Origin of the sequence: Streptomyces sp. NPDC085931 (assembly GCF_044540565.1) — a bacterium.
Classification (GTDB): Bacteria; Actinomycetota; Actinomycetes; order Streptomycetales; family Streptomycetaceae; genus Streptomyces.
The window spans coordinates 202,770-218,024 of the sequence record NZ_JBITSK010000010.1; the positions used below are offsets into that span (position 1 = coordinate 202,770).

14 protein-coding genes are annotated in these 15,255 nt (G+C 75.0%); 8 read left to right on the plus strand and 6 right to left on the minus strand.

Annotation, left to right across the window (positions count from 1 at the left end):
- Positions 1 to 44: 44 nt before the first annotated feature.
- Positions 45 to 452 (plus strand): DnaJ family domain-containing protein, encoded by a 408-nt coding sequence (locus ACIGAN_RS22670; RefSeq protein WP_365737659.1) that lies wholly within the window; start codon positions 45 to 47, stop codon positions 450 to 452.
- Positions 453 to 470: 18 nt separating this feature from the next.
- Here the strand turns inward: ACIGAN_RS22670 and ACIGAN_RS22675 are convergent, their stop codons facing one another.
- Both ACIGAN_RS22675 and ACIGAN_RS22680 read right to left on the minus strand, forming a co-directional pair.
- Entirely contained in the window at positions 471 to 1,157 is a 687-nt protein-coding gene (locus ACIGAN_RS22675; protein ID WP_399859959.1) for a hypothetical protein, read from the minus strand.
- Positions 1,158 to 1,161: 4 nt separating this feature from the next.
- Positions 1,162 to 1,848, minus strand: a complete 687-nt coding sequence (locus tag ACIGAN_RS22680) for a hypothetical protein (RefSeq protein WP_365737655.1) — start codon at positions 1,846 to 1,848, stop codon at positions 1,162 to 1,164.
- Between the two features lie 168 nt (positions 1,849 to 2,016).
- Between ACIGAN_RS22680 and ACIGAN_RS22685 the strand changes: the two genes are divergently transcribed.
- Positions 2,017 to 2,508: a GNAT family N-acetyltransferase gene (locus ACIGAN_RS22685; protein ID WP_399859962.1), complete on the plus strand. Its 492-nt coding sequence runs from the start codon at positions 2,017 to 2,019 to the stop codon at positions 2,506 to 2,508.
- A gap of 2 nt (positions 2,509 to 2,510) precedes the next feature.
- Here ACIGAN_RS22685 and ACIGAN_RS22690 read toward each other — a convergent pair whose 3' ends face one another.
- Positions 2,511 to 4,562, minus strand: a complete 2,052-nt coding sequence (locus ACIGAN_RS22690) for a DHA2 family efflux MFS transporter permease subunit (protein ID WP_399859965.1) — start codon at positions 4,560 to 4,562, stop codon at positions 2,511 to 2,513.
- 1,034 nt (positions 4,563 to 5,596) lie between these two features.
- Between ACIGAN_RS22690 and ACIGAN_RS22695 the strand changes: the two genes are divergently transcribed.
- Entirely contained in the window at positions 5,597 to 6,559 is a 963-nt protein-coding gene (locus ACIGAN_RS22695; protein WP_399859968.1) for a peptidoglycan-binding domain-containing protein, read from the plus strand.
- Positions 6,560 to 6,676: 117 nt separating this feature from the next.
- Here ACIGAN_RS22695 and ACIGAN_RS22700 read toward each other — a convergent pair whose 3' ends face one another.
- Both ACIGAN_RS22700 and ACIGAN_RS22705 read right to left on the minus strand, forming a co-directional pair.
- Complete coding sequence (locus tag ACIGAN_RS22700; RefSeq protein WP_365087038.1) at positions 6,677 to 7,336, minus strand: HAD-IA family hydrolase; 660 nt, start codon at positions 7,334 to 7,336, stop codon at positions 6,677 to 6,679.
- Between the two features lie 199 nt (positions 7,337 to 7,535).
- Positions 7,536 to 8,117, minus strand: a complete 582-nt coding sequence (locus ACIGAN_RS22705; protein WP_365087040.1) for a TMEM165/GDT1 family protein — start codon at positions 8,115 to 8,117, stop codon at positions 7,536 to 7,538.
- Positions 8,118 to 8,516: 399 nt separating this feature from the next.
- Between ACIGAN_RS22705 and ACIGAN_RS22710 the strand changes: the two genes are divergently transcribed.
- The 4 genes from ACIGAN_RS22710 to ACIGAN_RS22725 all read left to right on the plus strand — a co-directional run bounded on the left by ACIGAN_RS22710 (position 8,517) and on the right by ACIGAN_RS22725 (position 13,581).
- Positions 8,517 to 9,161 carry an HNH endonuclease family protein gene (locus ACIGAN_RS22710; protein WP_365087042.1) on the plus strand — a complete coding sequence of 215 codons (645 nt, stop codon included), beginning with the start codon at positions 8,517 to 8,519 and terminating at the stop codon, positions 9,159 to 9,161.
- An 82-nt stretch (positions 9,162 to 9,243) separates the two neighbouring features.
- Complete coding sequence (locus ACIGAN_RS22715; protein ID WP_365737651.1) at positions 9,244 to 10,884, plus strand: alkaline phosphatase D family protein; 1,641 nt, start codon at positions 9,244 to 9,246, stop codon at positions 10,882 to 10,884.
- A 228-nt stretch (positions 10,885 to 11,112) separates the two neighbouring features.
- Positions 11,113 to 13,050, plus strand: a complete 1,938-nt coding sequence (locus ACIGAN_RS22720) for an FAD/NAD(P)-binding protein (protein WP_399859971.1) — start codon at positions 11,113 to 11,115, stop codon at positions 13,048 to 13,050.
- Between the two features lie 78 nt (positions 13,051 to 13,128).
- Positions 13,129 to 13,581 (plus strand): DoxX family protein, encoded by a 453-nt coding sequence (locus ACIGAN_RS22725; RefSeq protein ID WP_399859974.1) that lies wholly within the window; start codon positions 13,129 to 13,131, stop codon positions 13,579 to 13,581.
- A 226-nt stretch (positions 13,582 to 13,807) separates the two neighbouring features.
- On the opposite strand, the gene ACIGAN_RS22730 is transcribed toward ACIGAN_RS22725, so the two are convergent.
- A complete protein-coding gene (locus ACIGAN_RS22730) occupies positions 13,808 to 14,347 on the minus strand; it encodes a superoxide dismutase family protein (RefSeq protein WP_399859976.1) in 540 nt (179 codons plus the stop codon).
- A gap of 277 nt (positions 14,348 to 14,624) precedes the next feature.
- Here ACIGAN_RS22730 and ACIGAN_RS22735 point away from each other — a divergent pair, with 277 nt between their 5' ends.
- On the plus strand, positions 14,625 to 15,221 hold the full coding sequence (locus tag ACIGAN_RS22735; RefSeq protein ID WP_365087052.1) for a DedA family protein: 597 nt from the start codon (positions 14,625 to 14,627) through the stop codon (positions 15,219 to 15,221).
- Positions 15,222 to 15,255: the final 34 nt, after the last annotated feature.

The following is a 15,255-nucleotide window of genomic DNA, read 5'->3' on the forward strand; positions in this document are numbered from 1 at the left end:
AATGATAGAACGCCCGGTTGCGCCGTGTCCGGCACAATGGCCTCATGACCGAGCGAAAGCCACCCGGCGTGGACTTCGGGTCCTGGGTCGACAAGCAGATCCGTGACGCGGAGGCGCGCGGGGAGTTCGACCGGCTGCCGGGAGCGGGCCGCCCGCTCCCGCCCGACGTGGAGAGCACCTACGACGAACTGTGGTGGGTGAAGCGGAAGATGGCCCGCGAGGGTCTGTCCGTGCTCCCTCCGGCACTGGCGCTGCGCAAGGAGGCGGAGGACGCGCTCCAGGCCGCGTACGCGGCGCCCTCCGAGCGGATCGTGCGGAAGATCATCGGCGAGATCAACGACCGGATCCGCGAGATGATGTTCAAGCCGCCGCCCGGCCCCCCGCTCGGAAAGAAGCCGTACGACGTCGAGGACGTCGTACGGCAATGGCGGGAGCGCCGGGCGGAGCGTTGACCGGGCCGTTCACCCGGGTCACACGTGCAACAGCCGCTCCGCGAACTCCCGGTAGTCCTTCAGGGCCAGCCGGAGCTGCTCGGTGTCGGCGGACGACACGGGCCCGCCCTCGCCGCCCTCCACCGACTGCCAGGAGCGGCGCAGGGTGCGGCGGCGTTCGGTCACGGCCTCGGTGAACCGGGCCGCGATCTCCTCCAGTACCTGGTCGGCCTCCTCGACGGCGGCCCGGGGCCCGTCGACGAACCCCGCGACGGCGTGCTGCAGGCGCGCGCCGAGCTTGTCGGAGTGGTCGTGCGGGACGAGCCGGTCGCGGGCACCGGGCGTCTCCCCGCCGGGGGTGCCGGTGCCGTGGGCGGCGTCCGTGCCGGGGGTGCCGGTGCCGTGGGTGTCACCGTGGGCGGCGTCCGTGCCGGGGGTGCCGGTGCGGTGGGAGTCCCCGTGGGGCGTCCGCCTGCCCGGCGTGCCGGTGGCGAGAGTGTCGCCGTGGGCCGGGTCCGTGCCGGGGGTGCCGGTGCCGGGGGAGTCCCCGTGGGCCGTCTCCCTGCCCGGCGTGCCGATGCCGGGCGTGCCCGTGCCGGGGGTCGCCGCGCGGTCCGCGTCGGTGCCCGGGGCGGTCGTGCCGCGGCCGGTGCCCAGGGCGCTCTCGCCGCGGGCGTCGGGCGCGGTCGGCGTGTGGTCGCCGGGCGGTCGGGTCCTGTCGGTCATCGCCTCAGCTCTCCTTCGCCTGACGTCGGTTCATCGCCCACGGCATGTGGCCGCCGCGGGCCGCGTCCTTGCGGCCGCCGTCCAGCCCCGCACGGTGGTGTCCCTCGCGCCGGTCCACCTCGTGCCGGCCACCGTCGTGCCGCAGCAGTTCCTCGAACAGCGCGCGGGCCGCCACCATGGCCTCGCGCATGTCTTCCGTACCCTGCCCGCCGTCACGCGCGTCCTCCGCGCGCAGGTGCGCCGCACGGTGCACCCGCCGGTAGCCGTCCACGTGGTGGGCGTGGTGCACGGACAGCGCGGCGAGCTGCTCCTCGTACTGCCCGCCGTCCGGGAAGCCCCGGACACCGGCCAGCTCGGCGATCAGCCGGTCCGCCTCGGCGACCGCGTCGCGCGGGGAGTCGACGAACCGCTCCTGGGCGGCCGTCCAGCGCGCCTCGTACTGTTCGCGCTGCGCCGGCTCCAACGGCCGTTCGCGCAGGTCGCCGTGGCGCTGCAGGCGCTCGGTCAGCTCGCGCTCGGCGGCTTCGGTGTCCCCGTCGTGCCGGGAGAGGACCCGGTCGTACTCGGGTCCGAAGCGCTGCTTGAGGTTCGGGCCGCGCCGGGGCCCGCGGGAGCGCAGGGTCATGACGGCCGCGATGATGACGACGACCGCCGCGATCACGATCAGAGCAATGATCAGGCCAGTGGACATGAGTGCCTTCCGGATTATCGGCCCAACCGGCTCTCCTGGCGAGCCGGTTCGCAGTCCGGGTTGCCCCAAAGCCCGCCGCCAAACGGCGCCCGCCCCGGGCGCGGGTGCCCGGACGCCCCGGGATATCCGGTTGCGTGACAGCGGGAGCGCCTGTCGAGAATGCGGGTCATGACCTGGACCGTGACCCCGGAACCGTACGACTCCCCCGCCGCCGCCGCGCTCTGGCGGGCGTACTACACCGAGGTCAGCGACCGCTGGTACCTGCTGCACGAGGGGCGCCGCACCGACCCGGACGAGCTGGAGCGGGAGATCGCGAAGGAGTCCGGCGCGGATCTCGCGCCGCCGCGCGGACGGCTCCTGGTCGCCCGGTACGGCGGCGAGCCGGCCGGCAGCGCGGGCGTGCGGCTGCTGGACGCCACCACGGCCGAGCTCACGCGGGTCTTCGTGCGGGAGCCGATGCGCGGCAAGGGCGGGGCGCCGCTGCTGGTCCGGGCCGCCGAGGACGCCGCCCGCGCGCTCGGGGCCGCCCGGATGGTCCTGGACACCCGCGGCGACCTCGTGGAGGCCCGCGCCCTCTACGCCCGGCTCGGCTACCGCGAGACCGCGCCGCACAACGACGACCCGTACGCGGAGCACTGGTTCGCCAAGCGGCTCGCCTGAGGTCAGACCGCCCGTTCGTGCGCCCGCGGCGGATCCGGCCGCTCGCGCCGGGCCCCGCACAGCTCCCCGTTCAGCTCCCGCACCAGCCGTTCCAGGTCGGTCGGCCGGTCCGGTCCCCACCAGTCGCCGAGCAGTTCGGCGAGGGACTCCGCACGCGCCTGGGCCAGCCGCTCGGCGACCTCGCGCCCCTGGTCGGTCAGGACGAGGTCGAGGCCCTCCCGCAGGGCGAGCCGCCGTTCCTCCACCTGCCGGGCGGCCTCCATGACCACGGCCAGCTGCACGGGCCCGCGTTCGGCCAGCACGCCCGGCTCCACCGAGCCGTACCGGCGGATCCGCAGCAGCAGCCAGCTCGCGGCGGGCAGCAGGTCGTAGCCCGCCCGGGCGGTGATCCCCTGGTAGATCTCCCGCCGGCCCTCGCGGGTGCCGAGCACCGACAGGGCCCGGCACACCTCGTCGTACGAGGACCGTTCGACGGGGTTGCTGGCGAGGGTCTGGGTGGCGTCGGGCGCGGTGACCGAGCCGCGCAGCCGGTCCTCCTTGAGGAACCAGGCCAGCACGAAGCCGAGGAGGGCGACCGGGGCGGCGTAGAGGAAGACGTCGGTGATGGCCGTGGCGTAGGCGTGCAGGGCCGGCGGGCGCAGGTCGGGCGGCAGGGCGGCGATGCCGCGCGGGTCGGCCTCCAGCGCGTCCACCGACGCGCCGGGCGGCAGCGGCGCTCCCCGGAAGGCGTCCGTGAGCTGGTCGCCGAGCCGGCCGGCGAAGACCGTGCCGAAGACGGCGACGCCGAACGAGGCGCCGATGGAACGGAAGAAGGTCGCGCCGGAGGTGGCCACGCCCAGGTCCGCGTACGGGACGGCGTTCTGCACGATGAGCACCAGGACCTGCATCACCAGGCCGAGCCCGAGCCCGAAGACGAAGAAGAAACCGCTCAGTTCGGCGGTGGAGCTGTTCTCGTCGAGCCGGTGCAGCAGGAGCAGCCCCAGCGTGGTGATGCCGGTGCCGGCGATCGGGAACACCTTCCAGCGGCCGGTGCGGCTGACGATCTGCCCGGAGGCGGTCGAGGCCAGCAGCAGCCCCGCCACCATCGGCAGCATGTGCACACCGGACATGGTGGGGCTGATGCCCTGGACGACCTGCAGGAACGTCGGCAGGTAGGTCATCGCGCCGAACATGGCGAAACCGACGACGAAACTGATCACGGCGGAGAGCGTGAAGGTCCGCACGCGGAACAGCCGCAGCGGCAGCACCGGTTCGGCGGCCCGCCGCTCGACGGCCACGAAGGCGGCGGCGAGGACGACGCCCAGGACCGCGAGAGCGACGATCTGCGCCGATCCCCACCCCCAGGTCGTGCCGCCGAGGGAGGCGACCAGCACCAGGCAGGTGGCGACGGCCGCGATGAGGAAGGTGCCCAGGTAGTCGATGACGTGCCGCTGCCGGCGGCGCGGGATGCGCAGGACCGTGGCGATGACGGCCAGCGCGACGACGCCGACGGGCAGATTGACGTAGAACACCCACCGCCAGCTCGCGTGCTGGGTGAACAGCCCGCCGAGCAGCGGCCCGAGCACGCTGGTCGCGCCGAAGACGGCCCCGAACAGCCCCTGGTAGCGGCCGCGTTCGCGCGGGGGCACGAGGTCGCCGACGATCGCCATCGACAGCACGATCAGGCCGCCGCCGCCCAGCCCCTGCACGGCCCGGAAGGCGATCAGCTGCGCCATGTCCTGCGCCGCGCCGCACAGCGCGGACCCGGCCAGGAAGATCACGATCGCGGTCTGGAACAGGCGCTTGCGCCCGTACTGGTCGCCGAGCTTGCCCCACAGCGGGGTCGCGGCGGTGGCGGCCAGCAGATACGCCGTGACCACCCAGGACAGGTGGTCCAGCCCGCCGAGATCGCTGACGATCGTGGGCAGCGCGGTCGAGACGATGGTCTGGTCGAGGGCGGCGAGCAGCATGCCGAGCAGCAGGGCTCCGATGGAGACCAGCACGCTTCCGGGCACCTGCTCCCCGGCCGCGGCTCCCGCGGCCGTCGGTTTCGTGGCGTGGGTGTCCCCGGCCATGAGACCTCCCGAGGTCCTGTGACTTTTTCCATCGTGACCGGTGTGCGGGGGTATGGCCCGCCGAGCCCGTTCGGAAGCCGTGGTTCCGGGGGCTCGCCCGCCGCGCTGTGGAGAAGATCTGGATAATCTCTGGAGTTCGCGAGGGGAGGGAGGAACGCGTGGAGCAGCCCGACGGCCACCCGTGCCCGGAGTGCGGCGCGCCCAGACGGCGGGACCACACGCCTTCCTGCGGGTGCACCCACCGCGCCGCCGAGGCCCTCCGCGACGCCCGCACGGCCGAGGCGGCGGCGGCGGAGGACTTCGACCCCCTGCGGATCCGCCCGTACGTGGAACTCGCCGGCACCCCGGCCCCCGGCCCGGAGACCCGGCCCGAATCCCCCGGCCCCGGCCGGCACCGTCCGGAGGCAGGGGACAGCGACCCCGCGAGCACCTCGACGCTCCGGCCGACACCGGCCCCCGACGGGCAGCCGTCGCGGGTCGCGGGCGGTCGGCCGTCGGGCCCCGGCGGGCAGCCGTCGCAGACCGGGACCTCCCGGGAAGGGCTCCCTGGAGCGGCTGACGGGCCCACGCACTCCTCGACCCTCCCGCCGACCCCGGGCGCCGACGGGCAGCCGCCCCGGACCGCGACCTCCCCGGCCGGACCCCGGCCCGGCACCGAGGCCCAGCCGCCCCGAGCAACGGGCGGCGACCCCGGGGCGACCCCGCAGACCGCGACCTCCCCGGAAGGGCCCGGGCCCGCCACCGGGGCCCAGCCGCCCCGGACCGCGAGCGGCGGCCACGCGGCCCCCTCAGCGCTCCCGCCGACCCCGGGCCCCGGCGAGCAGCCGCCCCGGACCCCGAACTCCCCGGCCGGGCCCCGGCCCGGCACCGAGGCCCAGCCGCCCCGAGCAACGGGCGGCGGCCCCGCGGGCTCCGCGAGTGGCAGGCGGCCGGGCCCCGGGACGACCCCACAGCCCGCAGCGCCCGACTCGCCCTCTGCCGCGCACGCGGACCCTGCCGGGCAGGCGGGCCCTGCCGCGCAGGCCGGTCCTGGCATGCAGGCCGGTCCTGGCGTGCAGGCGGGGCGCGCCCCGCAGTCAGGCTCCGCGCGGCCCGGAGGGACCGGCGGAGCGGCCGTCACGCAGGGGCGCGCGCAGGCCCCGGACACCGGGGGAGCCGACCGGGCGCCCTCCCCCGTCGGGCCCGCCGACGTCACCACCCCCCTGCGCCCCGTCGACCCGGACGCGACCACCGTCCTGCCCGCCGCCGGCACCACCGTCCTGCCTGCCCCCCTCGTGCCGGGCACGAGCGAGCCCAGCGTCACCGACCTGCGGCTCTTCGACGACTCCGGCCCGAAGCGGGGGGCCGGGGACGCGGCCGGGCCGGGCAGTGGACGCCGGCCCCGGCGCCGGCGTCGTGCGGTCCTGGCCGCCGCCGCCGTCGCCGGCGTGGGCGCGGTCGCCGCCGCCGGGTACGCGACCGGCCTGTTCTCGTACGAGAGCCCTTCCCGGGACACCGCGCTCCCGGACGGCATCCGGGCGAGCGTGCCGGACGCCCCGCCGAGCAGCACGGCGTCCGCGTCTCCGGAGGGCTCACCGTCGGCCGCCCCGTCCTCCCCGTCGGCCCCGCCGCCGTCGCCGTCCCGCAGCGCGAGCGCGTCGCCCTCCCCGTCGCCGTCCTCGTCCGGCGCCTCGCCGAGCCCCGCGCGGTCGTCGTCCGAGCCGTCGGCCTCACCGACGGCCGCCGCGCCGACCGGCCCGGGCGTGCCGGAGAACGCCGGCCAGAACGGCGGCGCCACCGTCCTGCGCCGCGGCGACAGCGGCCCGGAGGTGACCGAACTCCAGCTCCGGCTGCGGCAGTTGTACCTCTACAACGACGACGCCGACGGCACCTTCGACCAACGCCTGGAGGACGCCGTCCGCACCTACCAGTGGTCCCGCGGCGTCCAGACCGACGACCTCGGCGTCTACGACCGGCAGACCCGGCAGAAGCTGGAGACGGAAACCCGGGAGCCCTGACCGGCCCCGCCTCGGTCGGCGACCTCGTCGGCGCGCTGCCCGAGCGGTCGCGTGGACACTCCCCGCACGGAGTCCCTGGACTGCGCCCGCACCGTCGCCGCCCGCGCCGCGCCGGGATCAGCCGATGTGGAGCCGGATCGTCCCGTCGGCCTCCGGCCGGACCCGCACCCGCCTGAGGTCCTCCACCACCACGTCCGGCTCGTGGAACGCGGCCCGCGGTCCGACCCCGACGACCGTCATCCCGGCGGCGCGCCCGGCCGCGATCCCCGCTCCGGAGTCCTCGAAGACGACGCAGTCCTCGGGGGCGACGCCCAGCTCGGCGGCGCCCTTGAGGAAGCCCTCCGGGTCGGGCTTGCTCGCCCCGACGGACTCCGCGGTGACCCGCACCTCGGGCAGGCCGAGACCGGCCGCGGCCATCCGGGCCGTGGACAGCGGCACGTCGGCGGAGGTCACCAGGGCGTGCGGCAGCCCCCGCAGGGAGGCCAGGAACTCCGGCGCCCCCGGGACCGGCACGACACCGTCCGTGTCGGCCGTCTCCTCGGCGAGCATCCGGGCGTTGTCGGCGTGGTTCTGCTCCATCGGCCGGCCGGGCAGCAGCAGCGCCATCGAGGCGTAGCCCTGCCGCCCGTGGACGACCTTCATGACCTCGTCCCCGTCGAGCCCGTGCCGCTCGGCCCAGCGCCGCCAGACGCGTTCGACGGCGGCGTCGGAGTTGACCAGGGTGCCGTCCATGTCCAGCAGGAGGGCGCGGGCGGTGAGCACGGCGGTGGCCGTCATCGGCAGCTCCAAGGCTCGGGGCGCGTTCCAGCGCGGGAGGGGGCCGGACGGCCGGTCGCGTCCGTCGTACCCCGGGAGGGACAAGGCGGCCCCGCCCGCCGGTCAGGGAAAACGGGCGGAGGCCACTTTGTTTCTCTACGGTACAAAACCATCCGGCGTTCGCGCCAGGGGCCCCCGCCTCCGTTCATCCACTGTTCGTTCAGCCGGCCACGGCCTCCCACAGGCTCCACACCCCGAGACCCAGCATCAGCAGCGCCGCGATCTGCGTGATCAGCCGCAGCGGCACCTTCTTCATCAGCGCCTTTCCGCCGACGATGCCGAGCCCGGCCACCGCCCACAGCGCCAGCACCGCGCCCAGGCCGACGGAGAGCGGGTCGTCGTAGCGGGCGGCCAGGTTCGCGGTCATGATCTGGGTGAGGTCGCCGAACTCGGCGACCAGGATGAGCATGAAGCCCGCGCCCGAGACCTTCCAGAAGGACTGGTTCTCCGGCTTGCGGACCTCCTCCTCGTCCTCGCCCTTCCGCAGCAGCAGCACCGCGGCGCCGCCGAGGAAGAGCACGCCGGTCAGCGCGTGCACGATCTGCTGCGGCAGCAGGGTCAGCACGCTGCCGGCCGCGACGGCGAGCGCGACGTGCAGCGCGAAGGCGGCGGCGACCCCGGCGAAGACGTAGGAGGCGCGGTACCGGGTGCCGAGGACGAGGCCGGCGAGGGCGGTCTTGTCCGGCAGTTCGGCGAGGAAGACGACGCCGAAGACGACGGCCGTCACGGTCAGGCTGATCAAGGGTTCCTCAATCGGTCGGGGCTGCCCCACCGAGAGTGCGGAGTCTTGCGAAGCATTCCGACACGACACCTCGGCACGGCAGCGCACTCGGCGTCCGTACCGTACGGCGCGGACGTGCACTGCTTGCCGAAGGTCTCGCTGGCCGGTCCGGGAAAGGACCTGCCTCCGGGCGCCGGCTCAGGCGAGCTGAGCAGTATGTCGACGGTCCGGCGAAGAGCTACTCCCCTTCTGCGCCGTCCATGGTACGCGACGGTCCCGGAGTGAAAAGTTCCGTCTTGAATCTTGTCATGTCATGCACGCGTCACTAACTTCTCACCGGGCGCACACCTGTGCGCAACACGGCACCGCGAGCATTCCCACGCTCGCCCGCCAGCATCCCCCTCTCCCCAGGGAGTTCGCATGCCCAGGTTCTACGCGCGTCGACGGCTGAGCGTGGCCGCCGCGTTCACCGCCCTCATATCCGCCGCGGCCCTCTTCAGCGCCCCCTCCGCCTCCGCCGCCCTGCCCACCCCGGTCAGCGGCGCCACCGCCCGCTCCTACCTCGCCACGCTCACCGTGGCCACCGAGGACCGCACCGGCTACAACCGCGACCTCTTCCCGCACTGGATCACCCAGTCCGGCGCCTGCAACACCCGCGAGGTCGTCCTCAAGCGCGACGGCACCAACGTCGTCCAGGACTCCGCCTGCGCCGCCACCAGCGGCAGCTGGTACTCCCCCTACGACGGCGCCACCTGGTCCGCCGCCTCCGACGTCGACATCGACCACCTGGTCCCGCTCGCCGAGGCGTGGGACTCCGGCGCCGACTCCTGGACGACCTCCCGCCGCCAGGCCTTCGCCAACGACCTGACCCGCCCGCAGCTCATCGCGGTCACCGACGACGTCAACCAGGCCAAGGGCGACCAGGACCCCGCCACCTGGATGCCCTCCCGGACGACGTACCGCTGCACCTACGTCCGCGCCTGGGTCCAGGTGAAGTACTACTACGGCCTCTCGGTCGACTCCGCCGAGAAGTCCGCCCTGACGAACTACCTCGCGAGCTGCTGACACGCCCGGCGAATTCGTGTCGGAACCTCCCCGCCGGCCTCCGTCGTTCCGTACCGTACGGGGCGACGGAGAGGGGAACGCCATGGCCGGACTGCGCCTCGGGCCGCTGCTGAGGTACACCGACGGCTCGTCCGCGACCGTCTGGGTCGAGACGAGCCGTCCCTGCACGGCCGAGGTGCGCTGCGCCGACGGCGCCGGCGGCACGGCCCGCACCTTCCAGATCGCGGGGCACCACTACGCGCTCGTGCCGGTGACCGGCCTCACGGCCGGGACGAGCACGACGTACGAGGTCCTCCTCGACGACACGCGGGTGTGGCCGCTGCCCGGCTCGCCCTTCCCGCCCTCCGCGATCCACGCGCCGGGGCCGGACGGCGCCCTCCGGGTCGCCTTCGGCTCCTGCCGCTGGGCCTCCCCGCCGGCCGGCGGGGACGATCCCGTGGGCCCGGACGCCCTGGACGCGCTCGCCACCCGCCTCGCGGCCGACCCGGAGGGCGAGCGGCCGCACGTGCTGCTGCTGCTCGGCGACCAGGTGTACGCCGACGAGACCTCCGACGCCACGCAGCACTGGCTGGCGGCCCGCCGCGACCTGAAGGAGCCGCCGGGCAGCGGGGTGGCGGACTACGAGGAGTACACGCACCTCTACTACGAGTCCTGGCTCGACCCGCGCATCCGCTGGCTGCTGTCCACCGTGCCGAGTTTCATGATCTTCGACGACCACGACGTCATCGACGACTGGAACACCTCCGCCGCCTGGCTCGCCGACATGCGCTCCACCGGCTGGTGGCAGGAGCGGCTGCTCAGCGGCCTGATGTCGTACTGGGTCCACCAGCACCTGGGCAACCTCTCCCCGCGGGAACTGGCCGCCGACCCGGTCTACGAGCAGGTCCGCTCCCTGCCCGACGGCACCGATGTGCTGCGGACCTTCACCGCCCGGGCCGACGCCGACCCGGCCACGGCCCGCTGGAGCTACCGGCGCGACTTCGGGCGCGTGCGGCTGGTGATGGTGGACAGCCGGGCGGCCCGCGTCCTCGCCGAGGAGGACCGCTCGATGCTCGACCCGGGCGAGGAGGCCTGGCTGCGCGAGCAGGTCCTGGACTCCCCCGGCGCCTACGACCACCTGCTGCTCGGCACCTCGCTGCCCTGGCTGCTGCCGCACCTGGTGCACGACGCGGAGGGCTGGAACGCGGCGCTGTGCCGGGGCGAGCGGGGAGCCCGCTGGGCCCGGCTGAGCGAGAAGGTGCGCCGGGCCGCCGACCTGGAGCACTGGTCGGCGTTCCCGGCCTCCTTCGCCCGGCTGGCGGAGCTGATCGCCGAGACGGGGACGGGGCCGGACGCGCCGGCGACGGTGTGCGTGCTGTCCGGCGACGTCCACCACGCCTACATCGCCGAGCCCTCGTGGCGGTCCGGGCCCGGGCCGGGAGCGCGGGTGGTGCAGCTGGTCTGCTCGCCCGTGCACAACTCGGTGCCGCTGTCGATGCGGCTGGCCTTCCGGGCCGGCTGGAGCGGGGCGGCGCGCGGCTTCGGCCGCCTGCTCGCCCGGCACGGCCGGCTGTCCCGTTCACCGGTCGGCTGGCGCAAGACGGGCGGCCCCTGGTTCGGCAACCAGCTCATGACCCTGACGCTGCGCGGCCGTTCGGCCCGGCTCCGGCTGGAGCACGCCAAGGCGCGCACAGGGACGGGTCCGCGCCTGTCGACCCTCCTGGACACCGAGCTTGCCCCGTAACTCACCCATTCCGCCTGCTTGTTGCCGCTGCGCCCCGTGCTGCGGGTGACGCACGCCACAGTACGGGCCCGCCGTGCCCTCGGGCCTCGATCACCGCTCCCGGCGACGGCATGATGAGGCGGACCGTCCGCTTCCCCTCCGGTGGACCGTCCGCTTCCTTCCGGCGGACCGTCCGCTCCCTTCCGGCGGACGCCGCCCCATGCACCCCCACGCCCTGGAGCCCCACCCTTGTCTGCGTCGCCCGAGGAATCCGCACCGGCAGAGGCATCCGTACCGCCCGGGCCGCCGGGGCCGCTCTCCGTCGCCCTCGTCGGGGCCGGGCCCCGCGGCACCAGCGTCCTCGAGCGCCTGTGCGCCTCCGCCCCGGAACTGCTCCCGCCCGGGGTCCGGCTGACGGTCCATGTGATCGATCCGGACCCGCCCGGCCCCGGCCGGGTCTGGCGCACCGCCCAGTCGCCCGAGCTGCTGATGAACACCGTCGCCTGCCAGGTCACCCTGTTCACCGACGACAGCGTGGACTGCTCGGGCCCGATCCGCCCGGGCCCGAGCCTGTACGAGTGGGCGGACGGCGCGCTGGGCCCGGACGAGTACCCCGCCCGGGCCGACTACGGCCGGTACCTGGAGTGGGTGTTCGCCGAGGTCGTGCGGCTGGCACCGCCCGCCGTCCGCATCGAGACGCACCGCGCCCGCGCGATCCGGCTCGACGACGCCCCCGACGGCCGGCAGACCCTCGCCCTGGACGACGGCCGCACGCTGACCGGCTTGTCCGCGGTGGTCCTGGCCCAGGGCCATCTGCCGGTGACCGCCGGTCCGGACCAGGCGCGCCTGGCGGCGCACGCCGCCCGTCACGGACTGCGCCACGTCCCGCCCGCCAATCCGGCCGACGTCGACCTGTCCGGCATCGGCCCGGGCGAACCCGTCCTGCTGCGCGGCCTCGGCCTGAACTTCTTCGACCACATGGCCCTGTTGACGACCGGCCGCGGCGGCCGCTTCGTACGGGACGGCGGGGGCCTGCGCTACCTCCCGTCGGGGCGGGAGCCGCGGCTGTACGCCGGTTCGCGGCGCGGCGTGCCGTACCAGGCGCGCGGCGACAACGCCAAGGGTCCGTACGGCCGGCACGTCCCGCTCGTCCTCACGCCCGAGGTGATCGCCGGTTTCCGCAAGCGCGCGGACTCCGGGGAGGCGCCCGACTTCCTGGCGGAGATATGGCCGCTGGTGGCGAAGGAGGTGGAGACGGTCTACTACCGCGCCCTGCTGCGAACGACGGGCGGCGCGCAGGGGGACTTCACCGACCGCTTCCTCGCCGTCCCGCACGGGGATCCGCGAGAGGCGCTGCTGCTCGACGAGTTCGGCGTGGCCAAGGCCGGCCGGTGGTCCTGGGAGCGGATCTCCCGGCCGTACACCGGGCGGGACTTCGCCCATCCGGGCGCCTGGCGCGACTGGCTGCTGTCGTATCTGCGCGAGGACGCCGCGCAGGCCGCCCTGGGCAATGTGCACGGCCCGCTGAAGGCGGCCCTCGACGTCCTGCGCGATCTGCGCAACGAACTCCGGCTGGTCGTCGACCACGGCGGGCTCGCCGGCGCCTCCCGCCGGGACCACCTCGACCGCTGGTACACCCCGCTCAACGCCTTCCTCTCCATCGGCCCGCCCCGGCGCCGCGTCGAGGAGCTGACCGCCCTGGTGGAGGCGGGGGTCGTCGAGGTGCTCGGACCGCGCCTGCGGGTGACGGAGGAGGCCGGGGGCTGGCGGGCGCACTCACCCGACGTGCCCGGTTCGGCCGTCTCTGTGAGAACCCTCATAGAGGCCCGGCTGCCGGAACCCGACCTGCGCCGCACGGCCGACGCGCTCCTCGCCGGGCTGCTCCGGACGGGGCAGTGCCGCCCGCACACCGTCGACGGTTATGTGACCGGGGGGTTGGACGTGACGCCGCGCCCCTATTTTCTGATAGATCGTCACCATAACGTCCATGCACGGCGGTTCGCGTTCGGCGTGCCGACGGAGGGGGTGCACTGGGTGACGGCGGCGGGCGCTCGCCCGGGGGTGGATTCGGTCACTCTTTCGGACGCGGACGCGGTGGCCAGAGGAGTCCTACGTGCGGCGGGAGCCGACGCCGAGCCGCGGCCAGAGACGAAGCAGTGGCCAAATGTTGAACTTGCAAGCATCTGAGGGGCAGACCTAGCGTGGGGCGATCGGTTCTGTCCCCCGACCGGCCCTCCCCGGGCCGGCCGACCGAAGGAGACCCCCATGACCGCTCGCCTCAACGGGGCGCAGCCATACGCCCTCGCGCTGTTCCGGATCGTCATCGGCCTGCTGTTCGCCTGCCACGGCGCCGTCGCGCTCTTCGGCGTCCTCGGCGGTGCGGACGGCCAGGGCGGCACGGCCGCGACCGGCGCCTGGCCGAACTGGTACGCCGCCGTCATCGAACTCGTCGGCGGCACCCTGGTCCTGCTGGGCCTGGGCACGCGGGTCGCGGCGTTCGTCTCGTCCGGTGCGATGGCCTACGCGTACTTCAAGGTCCACCAGCCGGAAGCGCTGTGGCCGATCCAGAACGACGGCGAGGGCGCGGCCATGTACTGCTGGGCCATGTTCCTGCTGATCTTCACGGGCTCCGGCGCGTTCGGCCTGGACCGGCTGCTGCGGCGGCGGGCCGACGAGCCGGGGCGGCGGACGGCGGAGCAGGCGCCGGTGGCCGTCTGATCCCCGCCCGACGGACCACAGCGGCGCCTTCCGTACCCGGGGAGGCGCCGTTCCCCGGAGCCGCTCCCCGACGCCTCTCCCCGGCGCCGTTCCCCGACGGCGCTCCCCTGGGCCTGATCCCCGCAGGCCCTGATCCCCGCAGGTCCTGTTCCCCGTGGGCCCTGATCCCCGCAGGTCCTGTTCCCCGTGGGCCCTGATCCCCGCAGGCCCTGTTCCGTCCGGCCCGCTACCCGCTCGCGGCCGCCCGGTCGAACGGCACCGTGAAGCAGGCCACCCGCGCTCCCGCGCCGCCCGGCACGTCGTGGACCACCACCGAGGACGCCTCCCCCCGCCGGAAGCCCCAGGGGTGCCGGGCGCTGGCCGCGCCCCTGCCGTGCCGGTCGGCGGTGAAGTCCAGCCAGACCTCGTTGTGCGGACCGACGTGGTGCGGATCGTCCGACGGCCGGTGCTGGTAGTGCCCGCCGGCGGCCTGGGGGTCGGCGCCGCAGGGCTCGCGGTGCACATGGACGCCGTAGGTGTGCCCGGGCCTCATCCCGGCCACCCGCAACCGGACGGTCGTCGCACCGCCCCGCGCCGTGCGCCGGCCGACCTCGATCCACGCGCCCACCGGCACCAGCGCGGGGTCGTAGGTGAGCGCCGGTGACCGTCCGGCGGCGGCCGGCGGGGCGAACCAGGCGTCCGTCCGCATCGCGTATCCCCCGGCGCCGTCGCCGCCGCCCGCGAGCAGGGCCGCGGCGACGGCGCCCGCACATATCCCAGTCAGCATCGTGTCCACCGTTCCTCACCCGGTGCGGCCTCCGGGGACCGCGCGTCTCCTCCGTTGCTACGGGACGTCCCCACCCACCGCCCTCCGGGGCACGGCAGCCGGGTGACACCGTGACGACCCGGGACGAGGTGAACACTCCGTACCGAACACACGAGCCCCCCGTGAACCGCCCGTCACACCCCCGCGTACGCTGTATGGCTGTCATCGGCCACCCCTTGCCGCTCCCCCCGCGTCACCGCGGCACGGTCTGGCCCACGGGGGATCACGGGGAGTCGCGGTGCTGGAGCAGGTGGGGTCGCTGATCGGCAGCCCATGGATCTACGCGGTGGTCACCCTCTCCGTGCTGCTGGACGTGTTCCTGCCGGTGCTGCCCAGCGGCATCCTGGTGATCACGGCGGCCACGGCGGCGGCGGCGGGCTCGGCGACCGACGTGCCGGACATCCTCGTCCTGACCCTGTGCGCGGCCACCGCCTCCGTCCTCGGCGACCTGGTCGCCTACCGGCTCGCCTGGCGCGGCGGCGCCCGGCTGGACCGGGCGATCTCGCGCTCCCGGCGGCTGACCACGGCGCAGGAACGTCTCGGCGCCGCCCTGGCGCGGGGCGGCGGCGCGCTCGTCGTCCTCGCCCGGTTCGCTCCGGCCGGCCGCTCGGTCGTCTCCCTCGGCGCGGGCGCCGCGCACCGCCGCGCCCGCGACTTCCTCCCCTGGTCCGCCCTGGCCGGCCTGACCTGGGCCTGTTACAGCGTCGCCCTCGGCTACTTCGGCGCCCACTGGCTGGGCGCGAGCTGGCTGGGCACGGCGGTGTCGGTGGGGGCGCTGTTCGGGGCCGGGGCCGGGGCGGCGTACCTGATGCGGCGCGAGCCGAGGACGACGTAGCCCGGGGCTCCGGGCCCTCACGACGATCGAACCG

Excerpts from the sequence above, each read along its gene's own strand:
- ACIGAN_RS22695 (WP_399859968.1), top strand. The coding sequence starts at position 5,597 with ATGCAGGCCGGTCCTGGCGTGCAGGCGGGGCGCGCCCCGCAGTCAGGC.
- ACIGAN_RS22710 (WP_365087042.1), top strand. The coding sequence starts at position 8,517 with ATGCCCAGGTTCTACGCGCGTCGACGGCTGAGCGTGGCCGCCGCGTTC.
- ACIGAN_RS22715 (WP_365737651.1), top strand. The coding sequence starts at position 9,244 with ATGGCCGGACTGCGCCTCGGGCCGCTGCTGAGGTACACCGACGGCTCG.
- ACIGAN_RS22685 (WP_399859962.1), top strand. The coding sequence starts at position 2,017 with ATGACCTGGACCGTGACCCCGGAACCGTACGACTCCCCCGCCGCCGCC.
- ACIGAN_RS22680 (WP_365737655.1), bottom strand. The coding sequence starts at position 1,848 with ATGTCCACTGGCCTGATCATTGCTCTGATCGTGATCGCGGCGGTCGTC.
- ACIGAN_RS22690 (WP_399859965.1), bottom strand. The coding sequence starts at position 4,562 with ATGGCCGGGGACACCCACGCCACGAAACCGACGGCCGCGGGAGCCGCG.
- ACIGAN_RS22675 (WP_399859959.1), bottom strand. The coding sequence starts at position 1,157 with ATGACCGACAGGACCCGACCGCCCGGCGACCACACGCCGACCGCGCCC.
- ACIGAN_RS22725 (WP_399859974.1), top strand. The coding sequence starts at position 13,129 with ATGACCGCTCGCCTCAACGGGGCGCAGCCATACGCCCTCGCGCTGTTC.
- ACIGAN_RS22670 (WP_365737659.1), top strand. The coding sequence starts at position 45 with ATGACCGAGCGAAAGCCACCCGGCGTGGACTTCGGGTCCTGGGTCGAC.
- ACIGAN_RS22700 (WP_365087038.1), bottom strand. The coding sequence starts at position 7,336 with ATGACGGCCACCGCCGTGCTCACCGCCCGCGCCCTCCTGCTGGACATG.
- ACIGAN_RS22730 (WP_399859976.1), bottom strand. The coding sequence starts at position 14,347 with ATGCTGACTGGGATATGTGCGGGCGCCGTCGCCGCGGCCCTGCTCGCG.